Genomic DNA, 15,657 nt, shown 5'->3' with positions numbered 1-15,657 from the left:
AATACTGTGCGTTTACCTGTAACTCTTTATCCGGGTGAAGATGGCTTTATAGTCGCAGAGTGTCCGGTTATACCGGGATGCATCTCCCAGGGCAGAACCGAGGAAGAAGCTCTGGCAAACATCAAGGAAGCGATTGAACTTTGCCTCGAAGTCAGGAAGGAAGCCGGCTTACCCTTAACGCTACCTCTTCGTGAAATCGAGGTGGCCATCTAATATGGCTTCCCTTCCTGTTGTTTCGGGTAAGCGCGCTGTTCGCGCTTTTGAAAAGGCCGGCTGGAAAATTGCCCGACAAAAAGGCAGTCATATCATTATGGTTAAAGCAGGTATGCTGGCAACGCTATCAATCCCTGATCACAAAATTTTGGATCGTGGCCTGCTGCGCAGTTTAATTCGCAAGGCTGAAATGTCCGTTGATGAGTTTATTGAATTACTGAATTAGTTGAACCGGACATCGTGCGATGGGGTGCATGCCGTTTTTATTGTTCTTATAAAAAACAATTTACAGTACAATGTTGCCCGTAAGAACAGTATAGTCTCTTTCAAGAACAATGTCAAGGGTTTTATTAAGTTTTTCAAAGAAAGCATCTTTACTTTGTTCTTTTTAGCAACGTGCTTTTAGAGAACATCTTGGTTATACTTAAATGAAAAGTACCTGAAAAGACCATCGGGAGCGGTAAACCTTGGAAAGTAAATCAACTGTCTTCAGTCAAAGGATAAAGTTTCTCAGAAAGCAAAAGGGCTGGACACAAGAAGATTTGGCTGAAAAACTTAAAATCTCGCGTTCTGCTGTCGCCGGATGGGAAGCTCCCAGTAAGACAAATTTTCCTGATAAGGATACACTTTTACAACTTTCCAATATTTTTAACGTTTCAGTTGACTACCTTTTGGGACGATCAGATGATCCTTCTCCACCCCCCGCAAAAACAGAAAAATCCCTTCAGCAAAGACGCATCGAGCTGGAGCAGGCGTTCAAAGAACTTCTCAGGTCCGAAACGGTCATGTTCGATGGCATGCCCATTGGTGAACTCGATGAGGAAATTATCGAGGACCTGGAACTGATGCTTGACCATATCCTGGAATTCCTGAAAAAGAAAAAGCAAAAAGCGGCTTCCGGTAGAAGTGAAGATGGAAAGAATTAATCCGAAACCTATGTTCACAAAAGGTGATTGGACGTGATGTTCGGCAGAATTTTTAAGCAAGTATCAGATCTCATTTCCCGCTGCGGTCTTCTCCACCCCCGGGAACTTGCCGATTACTGCGAGGTAAACGTCCTTTATGTTCCCACCAAACGGCTCCGGGGTGGTTTCATCGACATTCCGGATGGGGCCATAGTCGTCGTAAGCCCGTTGCTGCCCCGCTTCAAGCGTTATGGCATCCTACTCCACGAAGTGGCCCACAAGATCCTCCACCCTGGCACGAACCGGTTCATGGACCACGCATACATAAGGTACAGCTGCGGCAAATACGAGCTTGAGGCCCACCTCTTCGCATTGATATACGCCGTTTTGTGGGACAGGGAAGGTTTCGAAGAATGCGAATACGACCCCCACAGATTCGCCGACAAGTACGGTCTGTCCCCGCAAGCAGCGGACGTGGTGGCCAGGGAAATCGAAGTCAGGGGGCCTGAGGTGTTAAAAGCTCTGGGATATAAAGTACCGGACCCGGAAGATTGGGTGCCGTAATCCAAGGGATGGAAGCCGGAAAAGGCTTTTTTCGTTTATAGGAAATTTTGTCGAAAGATAGAAAAGAATATCGAGCATCCAAGCCGGCTATGGAAACCCTTTAATTATACCAGTCCTCACTCGGCCAAGGTTTACAAAGAGAAAGGTCCGCACAGCAACGGACCCTTTTTTACAAGCTCCTATTACGCCTTTTTCACAGGGTTTCCGGGCCAAGGGTGGGATCATGCACATTCTCGCTTTCTCACTGTAAAAAGGACATTCAAAACGTAGCCCTCCCGAACTTTCAAAAGAGAGCAACGATCTTATTGCTCCCGTTCCCTCGACAGGTACACTATGTTGCTTTCAGCCGCACTCTCTTCCATACTGCCGGCCTTTGCCGCCTCCGCCCCGATTTTCTCGACCACCTTCTGAGCCAGTTCAGCCACCATTTCCGGGTGCGCCTTCAGGAACCTTCGAACATTTTCCCTTCCCTGTCCGAGTTGCTCCCCATTGTACGAGTACCACGTACCGGACTTTTTGACCAGTTCATATTTCAAAGCAAGGTTCAGGACATCCTGTTCGCGAGAAACGCCCTCGCCATAATACATTTCTACAATTGTCCCCCGGAAGGGCGGGGCAACCTTGTTCTTGACCACCTTGATGCTGACTTCGCTGCCAATCGCCTCACTACCGTCTTTTATGGTTTCCTTCTTCCGTACATCCAACCGCACGGAAGCGTAAAACTTCAGCGCCCTCCCGCCGGGCGTGACCTCGGGTATGTTGCCGCCGAAGTTATTGCCCCCGACCTTTTCTCTTAACTGGTTGATAAAGATGACAACCGCTTTGCTCTTGCTGGTTATTGCCGTCAGTTTACGCAAAGCCTGGGACATCAGGCGTGCCTGCAGGCCGACCTGGATCTCCCCCATTTCCCCTTCTATTTCCGCCTTTGGCACCAGGGCTGCCACCGAATCTATTACGACCACGTCTATCGCCATGCTTTTTACCAGATCCTCACAGATATCCAGGGCCTGTTCCCCATAGTCTGGCTGGGAGACCAGGAGGTTTTCAATGTCCACTCCAAGGTTTTTGGCATAGACCGGATCCAGGGCGTGTTCCGCGTCAATGAAGGCAGCAATGCCTCCCCTTTTCTGTGCTTCGGCGATCACATGCAGCGCAACCGTGGTTTTGCCCGAAGACTCCGGGCCGAAAAGTTCCACAATACGGCCCCTGGGTAGACCGCCCACCCCGGTCGCCAGGTCCAGGGACAGAATACCAGTAGGGATAGCCTCAACCATCATTTTGGGGTTCTCTCCCAGCCTCATAATGGACCCCTCGCCAAATTTCCCCTTGATTTTCGCCAGTACATTTTCAAGCACTTCCTCCCTGGTGGCCGGCTTCCCTTTCTCCGCTCTTGCCATTTCGCACACCCCCAAACATATGTTTTAATGGATTATAAAGCAAAGCCCGTTCTGATGCAAGGAAAATGTTGCCATGTGGGTGAAAAGTTACGGTAGCACACGGAAAAATCCAGAAACTGACGAAAAAGCTGATAACTCAAGAGAGATAAAGGGATTTAAGCAGTTCCCGTTTTTTCAGCTTTTCCTGTTCCTCAGAACCCGTTTTATTTTCCGCTTGCTTAGTTTTTGATTTATTCTTCTCGACCCGGCCCTGCGGCCGCCCGGGTTCGTGCCTGTAATCTTCCCTGAGTGCGGCAACCAGCAGGCCGGGGACGTTCCTGATTTCCGTACCGTTGCCCATTTCACTGATAAGTTTGATTTTCTCCCTGATCTTTTCTTTTGGAAACTCCAGAAGGAGTTCCTCCAGGAACTCTGAAGGCACGCGAGCGCCGGTGGCCATCAGCACTGCCGCCTGCAACTCCCCCAGAACGGCGGCATTAAGGCAGGGATGGACGCTTGTTGCAGGCTCGCCCGGCGTTTCGCCGCGGTTGTCTGCGGGCACGTTATCTCCCGGTTTTTGGTCTTCATCAATGGTACTATGATCAACATCAACAACAACAAATATATTATTATTTAATTCGTCTGAACCCATGGTAAGAGGGGGGGTGAAATTTTTACAGACCCCCCTCTGAAATTCGGAAAGTGGGGGGTGTGAAATTTTTTCACACCCCCCGGTATGATCCACCCGGGTAAGTGGGGGGTCTGTATTTTTTACACACCCCTGTCCGAAATCGGAGGTTTCTTCCCGCTCGCTTTGAATAATCTGCTGCAGCTTTTCAAAGACAGGCGCCAGGTCATATTCATTACTCAACTGGCCGTTGCTGGAATCGTACCTGTTGCGGACAACGATCAGTCCCTTTTCAACCAGGCTTTTTTTATAGGAATGCAGGGTCTTTTCACTCACGCCGGTTAACTTGCTGAGTTCCCTGATGGAGGGATAAGGATCCTTAACGGTCCACCGGTAGCTCAAAAGGTGGCAGATAAAAGCCACCTCCTGGAAGGAAAGTCCCAATTCCCTCTGGTAACGGAACAAAGCGGTGGGAATGGGAGCCACACCCTGCTCGGCAATTGTCCTGCCGTAAAGTTCGTAAAAACGGTTTGGATTTCCATTTTCCTGCTTGACAACGCCCGGGGTTTCCACTATCATAGCCTTAGAAACTCCTTTCTTTTGCCATTCGCTTGCATGAGCGCATGGCATTTTTGTTTTGGACCTCCCTCCCGGAAGCCCACAAAAAAACCCGCGTGATTTGTCACGCGGGTGGTTGTCAATAACTGAATAAATCCAAAATCAGTTTAAATTCCTAAATCTCTTCTCGCCTGCCATTAACACTTTTTACTGGACTTTTACAGCGATCCCTGAAACCATTGTCTTTACTCTACTTTTCGCGCGGCACAACTAAAAGGTTCCAATAATTGGGAGTGACCTCATTCCTACAGCCCAAAGCTTTCTAAATTTTAAGTGTCAAAGTCAATTTTGGGATTTGGCATTTACACATAACAAGATTTTTTATTCCCTCAAGCTCCACTACTCCCGAAAACAGAAATATTCAAATAATGTTAATATGTTGATTCCATTATAAGCGAATCGCGATTTGTTTCAACCAACTTATTACCTCACCATTGGGATCAATATCCTGTAAACGATCATAGGTCATCCTCTGCGCAACCTCATCATTAAGTAATTTTTTAACACGTTTTTCATTTATAGGTGCATATTTATTATTATAGTCATTGTTAATGGCTTGAGCTACTAGTTTAGGAACATCGTCTTCATCAGTATAATTAATTCGCACTCCTAATACCTCATAGATTGCATCCGGGTGCAAATAGTTTTCTAACTCACGTTTACCAGTTAAAGTTGCCCATGATCTATCTCCACGTGCATTAACGCGATTAACAACATCTTGGTATTTTGGAGGATTCTGCGTATCCCGATCATAAATGTGGATCTCGGGTAGATCCAAACCTTTTAAATAATGCTCTTCTACCCACTGTTTCAATGTTGAACCACCTAACGGAATGATAGCTACTCGAGAATCGGTTGCAAGGTCTGGGAGAGAAGGATCGTGTTTATGAAGCATTGCTGAAATATGTTTTAGGAAGGTCACATCATTGGGACCTTCTACAAATATAAGCACTTTTATACGCTTATCTGGCAATATACCAAGATCATTAGCGATAAGTTTATAAACATTTTCGTCCCCTGAGCGAACATTATTATTGCCATGCTCATCCCTTTCTACATATCGCAAGCATTCAGTCGGTAATAAACCCGCAAGCCCAGGCACGTGGGTAGTAAGAATTATCTGACAGTTACCCTGCTCAGATAAATCCATGAGGGCATCCACGAGAAGTTTTTGATTAGTGGGATGTTGAGATGTTTCAGGCTCCTCAATTGCATATATAATTCCGGAAGATCCTTGTTCTTTTTGTTTCCGTTCAGCTTCTGCACGAAAAAAGTTAAGAAGAATTAACCTTCTTACACCACTTCCTCTTTTATTAATAGAAATACCATTGTCACCAGTTAACGTAAGCTTAAAAATGGAATCCCATTTAGGTTCACTTTTAAACTCTGGATTTAATTGGCTTGCTAACGAAAGATCCATTTCTTTGAGTTTATTTATCGTTCTTAAAGCAACTTCTGTAGCTTTTTCCCTAACAGTCGCTTCTATTTTTTGAAGCTCCGTTTCAACCGATCTTATTGCCTCCAAAACAGCAACTTTCATCGGGTCCTGCACTTCTGCATCCTGATCGGTGCTAGGCCTATCAGCTTGAAACAAGGCAAAGGTTGGAAGATGTTTTTTTAAACTTTCCCAAATTTTTTTTGCATCCTCTTTATCTAGAGGAATTTTATTTGTGGATAGTTGCAAATCCGGCGTATTTTGCCAAATTGCTTTTCTTATCGAGGGATTGGAACGAAGATCAATTTCCTTATCATCAATCCCCAATGTTTTCAACCGGTCCTTAAGTTCTTTCTGTTTTAATGACAATAAATCGTTAACTTTCTCCGCCGAAGGATGGAGAGCAATAGCAAAAACTGCCTCTTTTGGCGTTTTTAAACTGCAGTTAAACTCTTTGATAATTTCTAGATCCCCATCTTCGTTTAAAAGATATTCTTCATCTAAACTCGTGACTGCCGTTGCATCTAATATAATTTCTTTTGGCAAATCAGTAAAAACGCATCCGATTGTAACGATTTTGTCTTCAATATAGACATTTGGATCGTCTACTGCTATTTTTACTAAATTATTATTAAAGAAAATTTCCAGCGCCTCTAGTATGGTAGACTTTCCGACATCGTTTTTGCCAATAAACGCTGTTATACCTTCGTTGAAATCAATTCGTATTCGTTCTTTGTACGCACGAAAGTTTTCCAAAATCAGGCTTTTTAGTTTCATTTTCTACCCTCCATAATCATTTGTACTACAAATACTTGATCTATCAACGCTCCAGTATTTCCATATCAGAACATAACATCTAGTTCATTTGGTTTACGGTTTAAAGTATGATTATCAAGATAAATGTTTCGCAATGATGATAGACGGTAATTACTGACTAAAAACTACAATCCGGACATTAACCAGACTAAGTAGATTAGTTCACCTCCTCCCAGTTAATGCTCTTCTTTAGACTTCAGCTAGACGCTCCTTACATAATTTCGTAAATGAGGCTTCGACATCAATTCCGCATTCTCCTTGCAAAAATAAATCGGCATTTGTCGAAAACTAGCAAAAAATATAACCGAGTTTCCTAAAACCAAGGTTTTAGACAGTGAAAAGGTGGGGTTTAGGATCAAACTTCTGTTCGCAAACCTCGAAATCACGTCAAGCTGGTTAACCAAAGCTTTTGGCGCCCGAGCACCAAGGGAATCTATCGTTTCATTCAGCAACAACCGCTTGGCCGTCCTTATGTCCGGCGCGTCGAAAATCAACCGCAGAAGCCCTTGCAGCTTTACCCTGAAGGCTCTTTGGACAGGCATCCAGGATGTTCCGGATAAAGTGCGTCTGGTACCATTGCCAGGTTGCCCCCTGGAAATGCGCCTCTATTGCGTTGACCAATCCCTTATGGTCATCGGAGACCACCAGGTCCATTCCTTTGAGCCAATCAAAGAACTTCAACCTGATGGCCTCCTGATTCGCTGTCATCGAACATAGGTCCTAAAATCTCCCGGTATCCTTCCCGATTAATCCCTGTGGCTAGGAGCACGCTTGAAAGCCGCACCCGGCCGTCCTTGCGCAGGATAACGCTGAACGGTTCTTGAGAATTTTACTGGAAACAGGCTAATGACAGTTGATACCTGCTAATTATGAAAGCACGGTAACCGTTCGGCTTACCTCACTGTTAAATACTACCCCGCATGGGGCAGGTATTTTTTTGGTATATGTGGAATAACGTTCTTCATACCAATAAACCCGGGAGGGTTAGTTGACTTGTCACGAAACAGCACTCACGCGGCGGGCTCCTCGAAGCGACACGGGGGAAAGATTATCGACGCGGATTTCACACTCAACATCTACCGCATAATCAACTACCTGCGCCGATCCCGGCAGGATATAGAAAGGGAAAAGCGCACCGGCGAAGACACTTTAGCCATTCAAAAAAGGATAATGGCCAAAGTACTGGACGATCTGGGCATTCCCTATGACCAGGTGGAAGAAATCGGTTCCGGAGACAGGATCGAAACCCGACCGGTGTTCCAGCAGGTCCTGGCGGATCTGGAGCAGGGCAAATACAATGCAATAGCCGCCAAGGAAATATCCCGGCTTGGGCGCGGATCTTATAAAGACATGGGGCGGATTTACGACCTTCTCGTCACCAGGCGAATCTACATCATCACTCCCTACAAAATCTATGACCCCCAGAACCCCGCCGACGCCCAGCAGATTCGTTTTGCGCTTTTTTTCGCCCGAGAGGAATTTGAAATGATAAAGGAGCGTCTGATAAGCGCAAAGTACAACCTGGCCCACGAGGGCCGGTGGATGTCCGGCATTACTCCGTTTGGGTACCGCCTCAACCCACACACCGGACGACTGGAGGTAGTCGAGGAAGAGGCCCAGGTGGTCCGGCTGATATTTGCCCTCTATGTCCACGGAATTGAAGAAGAAGGCATAACAAAAGACGTATCTTTCCGGGCTATAGCGAGTTACCTTACCCGGATGGGCGTACCCACCCCCGGGGGAGCAAAAAGCTGGAATTACATGACGGTGCGACGGATAATCCAGAATGAGGTTTACATAGGAACTGCGAAATACCGCACCTCCCGTCGGGTGGATAATAAATACTACCCCAGGCCCCAGGACGAATGGATAGTTGTAGCCGACGCACATGAGCCCATCATCGATCCGGAAACCTGGTTTCTCGCCCAGCAGAAGTTTCGTAGCGGCAGGAACCTGCCCAATGTCAAACTTGACTTCTCCCCCTGCGAGCTGGCGGGGCTGGTGGTCTGTGCGAAATGCGGCAGACGTATGGTCCGCCAATATTCCGTTCAACGCTACCGCAAAAAAAATGGGGAGATAAGCAAATATCACAAGGAATTCCTGTGGTGCCCCACACCCGGCTGCACCACCGTAAAGTACCGGGACGTCGAGGCCGCCATCCTGGAATACCTCAAAACACTGGGCAGCTTCGACGTGCAAAGGCTGAAAGAGATTTTCGGGGAAGTCTACAATAAGCAAAGGGAAGCCGCTGCCACCATCGACACCGACGAATTGGTTGAAAAGAAACGGGCCGAGCTGAAGCGCAGGTTGAAGTTCATCTGTGAGAAATACGAAGCCGGCATCTACGATGACGAGACTTTCCTGGAACGGAAGGGCGAGATCGAAAAGGAGCTGTCCTTGCTGGAATCAATTCCCACACGGAAAAGCTCCGAACCCGAGCCGGAACGGGACATGCTGGTGCTCCGGGAAAACATCAACACCTTCCTTTCCGCTTATCAGGCCGCGGAAAACAAGACCCTGAAGAACAAGCTGCTCAGGGAATTGATTTCCGTGGTCTACCTTGATAAAACCGGAAAGGGAAAATTCGACCTGTCTATCTACCCCAGGTTTACTTTCGGCTCCGGGGAAAGCCCGCAAAAGTAACCGGATAAATGCGTCAAGGTAGCCCGAAGGCTACCTTGACTAATTAGTATAATGAAGTAACCGCCGACGAAATGATCGTGGCCCACACCAATGAAAACGAGTACAAGGCCTTTATCAGCAACAAGAAAAACGAAGCCCTGCACTCCCGCATCATTGTCATGAAGATCCCCTACAACCTGCGGGTAAGCGATGAAATAAAGATCTATGAAAAACTAATTCGACAGAGCGATCTTAAAGATATACATATTGCCCCCCACGCCCTGCGGGTGGCGGCTATCTTCTCTGTCCTCTCAAGGCTGAAGGAAAGCAAGAAACAAGGCATGGACATCGTGAAAAAGATGAAGCTCTACGACGGCGAGGATGTGGAAGGCTTCAAGCAAAAGGACGTTACCGAACTACAAAATGAAGCGCCGGAAGAGGGCATGAGCGGAGTGGACCCCCGCTATGTGATCAACCGCCTTTCCTCTGCCCTCATCCGCACCTCCACCAGGTGCATTAACGCCCTTGATGTGCTGCGGGCACTGAAAGATGGGCTGGACCAGCACCCTTCCATCACCAGGGAAGAGAAGGAGCGGCTGTTAAACTTCATCTCCATAGCCCGCAAGGAGTACGACGAGATGGCCAAAAAGGAAGTGCAGAAGGCCTTCGTGTATTCCTACGAAGAGTCGGCCCGGATACTCTTCGACAACTACCTGGACAATGTGGAAGCCTATTGCAACGGAACCAAATTAAAAGATCCCATTACCGACGAAGAACTGGATCCCGACGAAAAATTAATGCGCTCCATTGAGGAGCAGATCGGCGTGTCCGAAAACGCGAAAAAGAGCTTCCGGGAGGAAATTCTCATCCGCCTGTCCAGCTACGCCCGCAAGGGTAAGAAGTTCGACTACACCTGCCACGAGAGGCTGCGGGAAGCGGTGGAGAAGAAACTGTTTGCCGATTTGAAGGACGTGGTTAAAATCACCACTTCCACCAAGACTCCCGATGCCGAGCAGCTCAAACGCATCAACGAGGTCAGCAACAAGCTCATTTCCGAATACGGGTACTGCGCCGTTTGTGCCAACGAACTGCTGAAATATGTGGGCAGCCTGTTGAACCGCTAGGGGTGAGGCTAATGTCCGGAAAATACATCATCTCCCGGGAAGACTGGTCGCTGCACCGCAAAGGGGAGATTGACCGGCAGCGTCACCAGGAGAAGGTCCGGGAAGCCATTAAGAAAAACCTGGCGGACGTAGTCAGTGAGGAAAGCATTATCATGTCCGATGGGAATAAAGTAATTAAAGTTCCCATCCGTTCGATAGAGGAATATCATTTCCGTTATGACCGGGGGAAAATGAAGCATGCCGGCCAGGGCGACGGCAAGAGCAAGGCAGGCGACGTGCTGGGCAGCGATCCCCAGCAGGGGGGGGGGAAAGGCAAAGGTGGTGCTGGTGAGGAGCCGGGAGTGGATTATTATGAAGCCGACATCACCATTGATGAGCTGGCCGAACTGATCTTTGAGGACCTGGGCCTGCCCAACCTGGAACAAAAGAAAAAACCCGAACTGGTTTCCGAATCGGTGGAATTTAAAGACGTCCGCAAGATGGGCATTTCCAGCAATATCGACCGCAAGCGGACCATCTACGAGGCCATTAAACGCAATGCCCTGCAGGGCAAAAAAGGGCTTTCCACCATCACCAGAGACGACCTGCGCTACAAAACCTGGGATGTCACCTTCAAGTACGAATCTAGCGCCGTGGTCCTGGCCATGATGGATACTTCGGGCAGTATGGGGCCCTTTGAGAAGTACATCGCCCGCAGTTTCTTTTTCTGGATGGTGCGGTTTTTGCGCACCAAATACCAGAATGTGCAAATTATTTTCCTGGCCCACCACGTGGAGGCCAGGGAAACCACCGAAGAGGAGTTTTTCGCGAAGGGAGCCAGCGGCGGCACCCGCTGCTCATCGGTCTACAAGCTGGCTCTGGAGATCATTGAAAACCGTTTCCCGCCCCAGGACTACAACATTTATGCCTTTCACTTTTCCGACGGTGACAACCTGGCCTCGGACAACGAAAACTGTGTCAAGCTGGTCAATGAGCTCTTGAAGGTGTGCAACCTGGTAGGTTACGGGGAAATCGAAGGGCCGTATTATTATACCAGCACCCTGCGTTCGGCTTATAAAAAAATAAACAATCCCAGATTCGTTTCCATTACCATTAAAGACAAAAAGGACGTCTACCCCGCCCTGAAAAAATTTTTCAGTGTGGCACCGGAACAGGTGAGGAATTAAGTACCGGGAGCACGTTTCCCGGTTTTTCTTTCTAACCCTCAATTTGATAACGCTTTAACTTCTTGTACAATCCGGCCCGGGATATGCCTAACAATTGGGCCGCCTGCCGCTTGTTGCCTTTGGTGGCCGCCAGGGCCTCTAAAATGGCTTCCCTTTCCGCCTCTTCCACCAGCCTGGGCAGGCCGCTCTGGCCGGTCCGCTGCCCCCCGGCCAGGCCGGCCTTTTGCAGGTAAAGAGGCAGGTGTTTTTTCTGGATAACGGTGCCGTCTAGCACGTTATAGGCCCGCTCCAAAACATTTTCCAGTTCCCGTACATTGCCCGGCCAGTGGTGGTCCATCAGTATTTCCATTACCTCCGCGGAAACCCCGGTTACCCGCTGGCCGAACTGACGGTTGAAATGTTTAATAAAGTGCTCCACCAGGAGTTCCAGGTCATCCATGCGTTCCCGCAAAGGGGGAATATTTAAGGTAACCACATTGATGCGGTAATACAAATCTTCCCGGAAGCGGCCTTTGCCGATCAGCTCTTCCAGGTTCTGGTTGGTGGCCACGACAACCCGGACATCGACGCGGCGGGGCCTGGTATCCCCCAACCGTTCAATTTCCTTTTCTTGTAGAACCCGCAGGAGTTTCGCCTGCATGGACATGGGCATATCGCCAATTTCATCTAAAAAAATGGTCCCCCCGTGAGCCAGCTCGAACTTGCCCGGCTGCCCGCCTTTGCGGGCGCCGGTGAAGGCCCCCTCCACGTAACCGAACAACTCTGATTCCAGAAGGTTTTCGGGCACCGCCGCGCAATTCACCTTGATAAACGGACCCTTGCTGCGCAGGCCTTCGGTATGCAAGGCATGGGCAAAAAGTTCCTTGCCGGTACCGCTCTCCCCCAGGATGAGGACGGTGGAACTGGTCATGGCTACCCGGCGGGCGGTTTCTTTGACGGCTTCAAATTGTTTGTTGCGGCCGATAATCTGGTCGAAGCTGAACTTGCTGCGGTGAACCCGCTCCAGCTCGCCTTTATAGTAATCCAGCTCGCTTTTGAGATGACGGATCTTTTTGATCAGGGCGTATAACTCTTCCACATCCCGAAAGGCCACCACTCCCAGGGCTCCGACAATTTCCCCGTCCCGGATCAAGGGCACCCGGTTGGCAATAACTTCATGGCCGTTGAGGTTGCCCAAATATCCATATTCCGCTTCCCCCGTCTCCATGGCCCGGGGGAAGATGGGTTTGCTCTCCCCGTACACTTCATAAACGTTTTTGCCGATAATTTCTTCGGGGGTTTTGTTCCAGAAGCTGGCAAAGTTATGGTTGGCCATGGTAATCACGTAATTCCGGTCTATGGCCACGATCCCGTCACTGGACAGATCCAGAATTAGTTCCAGTAAATTTTTCAGCTCCCGGATGCGGGCGTTATCGCTGGAAAGCTCGTCGATGATATTCTGAATTTCGTTGATGTTTTGAAATTCCGAAATGGCACCCACTATCTCCCCGTTAAGCCAGATGGGAGTGCGGTTGACCAGGTAAACCCCGTCTTTTAACTGCAGGCGGCGTCCCAGCTGCGGCCGCCCGTCCTTAAGCACATCCAGAAGCGGCGTTCCCGGAAAAAACTCGTTAATATGGCGGCCAATCAGTTCCTCCCTGGGCATTTCCAGGTAGCGGGCAAACTGCGGACTGCAATAAATGATCTCCCCTGCCTTGTTTACGGCAACGACATTACTGGCTAGGGAATCTAAAATGTCACCCAGATCCGGTATTTTTGTCTCCGCCAGACCAACCCTCTTGCTCAAAGCCCGTCCCACCTCACCGCCAGGCATTCTACTTACGTTTACACTTGATCACTTTTTTCTACACGGCTTGTTCAGAATCCTCTCCTTTTTAAAATTAAAAAATAAAGGCCGGCGCCGCCTGCAAAAAAAGGGCCCGGGGCCGCTTTTCTTTCCCCGAGCCGTCGTTCAAATCAAACCTGGCAATCAACTTCCCCATGGTGCTGGACATCCGCCGGTACCCGGCTGTTCAACTGCCCAGGAAGAGTCCTTCCGGATCAATGACATTGCGCAGCAGGTGCAGCTCATGATAGGTGGGGGGAGAAGTTTCACCCCGGCAGCGGCTGACATCCAGGTCGAAACCCACGTTATTTTTCACGTCTTCTACGGTAACGCCCGGATGAACGGTATCCAGGTACATCTCTCCCGTTTCCTCATCGAAACGGAAGACGGCCATGCTGGTGATTACCGCCACCGGCCCGCCCCGGAACACCGAACCAAAAGCCTCCTGGCGCGTGACCCATTCACCACCGGGCCACTTCTTGACCCGCCAGCCCGGTGAGGTGACATAATCCACCTGTTCTTTAAAACGGCGCTTCTCCTGAACCATGATGAACACGGTGCGCTTGGCCAGGGAGTTGATATCCGGGTTGCCGCCCGAACCGGTGAGGCGTACCGCGGGATTGTAATAGTCACCGCCGATGACGGTGGTGTTTACGTTGCCATACTTGTCAATTTCCGCCCCGCCCAGAAAGGCCAGGTCCACAACCCCCCGCTGCAGCTGGCCGAAAACGTCCAGGAGACCCGAGGATACCGAAGCCCTGTACTCACAGCGGGCGTCCCCAACGGAAGAAGGCAGGTGTGCCGGCCGCCCGTCCATGGAGCCGGCCTCGTAAATGATGGAAGCCCGCGGTGCACTGGTTTTCTGGGCCAGGGTTACCGCCAGCATGGGTAGCCCGGTGCCGGCAAATACGACCTCGCCGTCCTGGATTTCCCGGGCACCGGCCACGGCCAAAAGTTCTATCAGCTTGTATTCCCCGGGCTGAGCCGGACTGTGGTTATTACGCATATTCCTTATGCACCCCTCTTCACCCGCGTGCTGTACTTGTAGGAGGAGTTGGCCCGCAGCAAATCCAGGCGCCGGAAACCTATCTTGTACAGGTATTCATCAAAGCTATTTACTTTGAGGATCCACTCTTCCGCCCACGCGTCGAAGCCTTCCTGGGTCTTGGTCTTGCTGTAGAAATCGCGAATGAACTTCCCGTCCACCTCGTAATACCCGAAGCATCCGGTGGGATGAGCACCCCATGGCTGCTCCACGATGGCATCCACCAGGTAATGCGGGATCAGGTTGGCCGTAGGATCCTGGCGGATAACCTCTTCCGGCACGATTTCTTCGGCCACCACGATCACCTTGTCGGCGGCTTTGATGGCTTCCGCGTCGGAATAGCGCTGCCCGTATACCCGCACGGTGCCTTCCTCCCCCACCTGCTGCACGTGGGCAATACATACGTTAGGCCGCGCCGCGGGTACGTGAATAATATCGCCCTGCTCACCAAAGAAAGGATCGGTTAAAAATTCAAATTTGCGCCTGGGAATGCGGGGGTTGGAGCCATCCCGCAGGCCATGTTTGCCCAGGGCGTCATACTCGGGATTGAGAATGTCCGTACCCAGGGAAGCCCGGGTCGGCAGGTAAGGAACGCCCATTGCCCCGGCGGCAAAACGCATGATCATGTGCACGTGACTGTAATCTTCCACAATCAGTTCCCCGGATTTCAGCTTGCGGGCGGCGTTGGCCCCGACCTTCCCGTACAACTCGTGGCCAATCCAGCAGGTTTCCAAAACCTTGACGCAACCCGCCCCGATGAGGATTTCACCATGGGTGCCCGAATTGACCTCGATCAGGTGCAGGTTTTTTTTGCGCTGGCGCACCATCTCGTAGACAATGGCCATGGGGCGCCGCCAGATGGTAAAACCGGAAAAGGTAATCATGTCACCGTCGTTAATCAGCTGTACCGCTTCTTTAATACTCTTGCGTTTATTTTTGGCCATGAAAAACCCTCCCTAAATTTCTTTGGGCCGGCTTAAATTTGAAAGATTCATATTTAACCCCGCAACAGGTTTTTGGCAATGACCAGCCGCTGGATCTGGTTGGTGCCCTCGTAGATCTGGGTGATCTTGGCATCGCGCATGTACCGCTCCACAGGGTACTCCTTGCAGTAGCCGTAACCGCCCAGGATTTGCACCGCGTTGGTGGTGACAAACATGGCCGTGTCCGTGGCGTACATCTTGGCCATGGAGGCTTCCTTGGAGTGGGGCAGCCCCTTGTCCTTCAGCCGGGCGGCCCGGTAAACCAGTAGCCGGGCGGCATCGATCTGGGTGGCCATGTCGGCCAGCATGAACTGGATGGCCTGGAATTCAGCAATGG

At 49.8% G+C, this 15,657-nt stretch carries 15 protein-coding genes and 1 pseudogene; 7 read left to right on the top strand and 9 right to left on the bottom strand.

Annotation, left to right across the window (positions count from 1 at the left end; all coding sequences use genetic code 11):
• Window positions 1–6 precede the first annotated feature (6 nt).
• From BUA65_RS14875 to BUA65_RS14860, 4 genes are all read left to right on the top strand, one after another.
• Window positions 7–213, top strand: a complete 207-nt coding sequence (locus tag BUA65_RS14875) for a type II toxin-antitoxin system HicB family antitoxin (RefSeq protein ID WP_013823543.1) — start codon at window positions 7–9, stop codon at window positions 211–213.
• Between the two features lies 1 nt (window position 214).
• Window positions 215–439: a type II toxin-antitoxin system HicA family toxin gene (locus BUA65_RS14870; RefSeq protein WP_072870853.1), complete on the top strand. Its 225-nt coding sequence runs from the start codon at window positions 215–217 to the stop codon at window positions 437–439.
• A gap of 241 nt (window positions 440–680) precedes the next feature.
• Window positions 681–1,139 carry a helix-turn-helix domain-containing protein gene (locus tag BUA65_RS14865; protein WP_072870851.1) on the top strand — a complete coding sequence of 153 codons (459 nt, stop codon included), beginning with the start codon at window positions 681–683 and terminating at the stop codon, window positions 1,137–1,139.
• Window positions 1,140–1,175: 36 nt separating this feature from the next.
• Entirely contained in the window at window positions 1,176–1,682 is a 507-nt protein-coding gene (locus BUA65_RS14860) for an ImmA/IrrE family metallo-endopeptidase (protein WP_072870850.1), read from the top strand.
• Window positions 1,683–1,984: 302 nt separating this feature from the next.
• Here the strand turns inward: BUA65_RS14860 and recA are convergent, their stop codons facing one another.
• The 5 genes from recA to BUA65_RS19025 form a co-directional block, all read right to left on the bottom strand.
• Complete coding sequence (gene recA / locus BUA65_RS14855) at window positions 1,985–3,079, bottom strand: recombinase RecA (RefSeq protein WP_072870848.1); 1,095 nt, start codon at window positions 3,077–3,079, stop codon at window positions 1,985–1,987.
• A gap of 136 nt (window positions 3,080–3,215) precedes the next feature.
• Window positions 3,216–4,265 carry a helix-turn-helix domain-containing protein gene (locus tag BUA65_RS14850; protein WP_072870846.1) on the bottom strand — a complete coding sequence of 350 codons (1,050 nt, stop codon included), beginning with the start codon at window positions 4,263–4,265 and terminating at the stop codon, window positions 3,216–3,218.
• A 427-nt stretch (window positions 4,266–4,692) separates the two neighbouring features.
• Window positions 4,693–6,516, bottom strand: a complete 1,824-nt coding sequence (locus tag BUA65_RS14845) for an ATP-binding protein (RefSeq protein ID WP_072870845.1) — start codon at window positions 6,514–6,516, stop codon at window positions 4,693–4,695.
• A 480-nt stretch (window positions 6,517–6,996) separates the two neighbouring features.
• A complete protein-coding gene (locus BUA65_RS17735) occupies window positions 6,997–7,236 on the bottom strand; it encodes a transposase (protein ID WP_072870843.1) in 240 nt (79 codons plus the stop codon).
• Window positions 7,223–7,357, bottom strand: a complete 135-nt coding sequence (locus tag BUA65_RS19025) for a transposase (protein WP_369332854.1) — start codon at window positions 7,355–7,357, stop codon at window positions 7,223–7,225. The genes BUA65_RS17735 and BUA65_RS19025 overlap by 14 nt, the downstream gene beginning before the upstream one ends.
• Before the next feature lie 191 nt (window positions 7,358–7,548).
• On the opposite strand from BUA65_RS19025, the gene BUA65_RS14830 reads away from it, so the two are divergent.
• The 3 genes and pseudogenes from BUA65_RS14830 (at window position 7,549) to yhbH (ending at window position 11,467) form a co-directional block, all read left to right on the top strand.
• Window positions 7,549–9,198, top strand: a complete 1,650-nt coding sequence (locus tag BUA65_RS14830) for a recombinase family protein (protein ID WP_084062530.1) — start codon at window positions 7,549–7,551, stop codon at window positions 9,196–9,198.
• A 56-nt stretch (window positions 9,199–9,254) separates the two neighbouring features.
• A pseudogene (locus BUA65_RS14825) lies at window positions 9,255–10,301 on the top strand (protein prkA); the annotation flags it as partial.
• 11 nt (window positions 10,302–10,312) lie between these two features.
• Complete coding sequence (gene yhbH / locus BUA65_RS14820; protein WP_072870841.1) at window positions 10,313–11,467, top strand: sporulation protein YhbH; 1,155 nt, start codon at window positions 10,313–10,315, stop codon at window positions 11,465–11,467.
• A 31-nt stretch (window positions 11,468–11,498) separates the two neighbouring features.
• On the opposite strand, the gene BUA65_RS14815 is transcribed toward yhbH, so the two are convergent.
• The 4 genes from BUA65_RS14815 to BUA65_RS14800 all read right to left on the bottom strand — a co-directional run.
• Entirely contained in the window at window positions 11,499–13,253 is a 1,755-nt protein-coding gene (locus tag BUA65_RS14815) for a sigma 54-interacting transcriptional regulator (RefSeq protein WP_072870840.1), read from the bottom strand.
• A 226-nt stretch (window positions 13,254–13,479) separates the two neighbouring features.
• The gene (locus BUA65_RS14810) at window positions 13,480–14,298 is read right to left on the bottom strand and encodes a CoA-transferase subunit beta (RefSeq protein ID WP_072870838.1); all 819 of its coding nucleotides are present in this window, start codon (window positions 14,296–14,298) and stop codon (window positions 13,480–13,482) included.
• 5 nt (window positions 14,299–14,303) lie between these two features.
• A complete protein-coding gene (locus tag BUA65_RS14805; RefSeq protein ID WP_072870837.1) occupies window positions 14,304–15,281 on the bottom strand; it encodes a CoA transferase subunit A in 978 nt (325 codons plus the stop codon).
• Between the two features lie 53 nt (window positions 15,282–15,334).
• On the bottom strand, window positions 15,335–15,657 hold a 323-nt coding region (locus tag BUA65_RS14800; RefSeq protein WP_278246286.1), incomplete at its 5' end, for an acyl-CoA dehydrogenase family protein.

The organism is Desulfofundulus thermosubterraneus DSM 16057, from assembly GCF_900142025.1.
In the GTDB taxonomy this organism is placed as follows: Bacteria; Bacillota; Desulfotomaculia; order Desulfotomaculales; family Desulfovirgulaceae; genus Desulfofundulus; species Desulfofundulus thermosubterraneus.
Note: the sequence above shows the minus strand (reverse complement) of the source record. Positions and strands in the feature narration are given on the sequence as shown.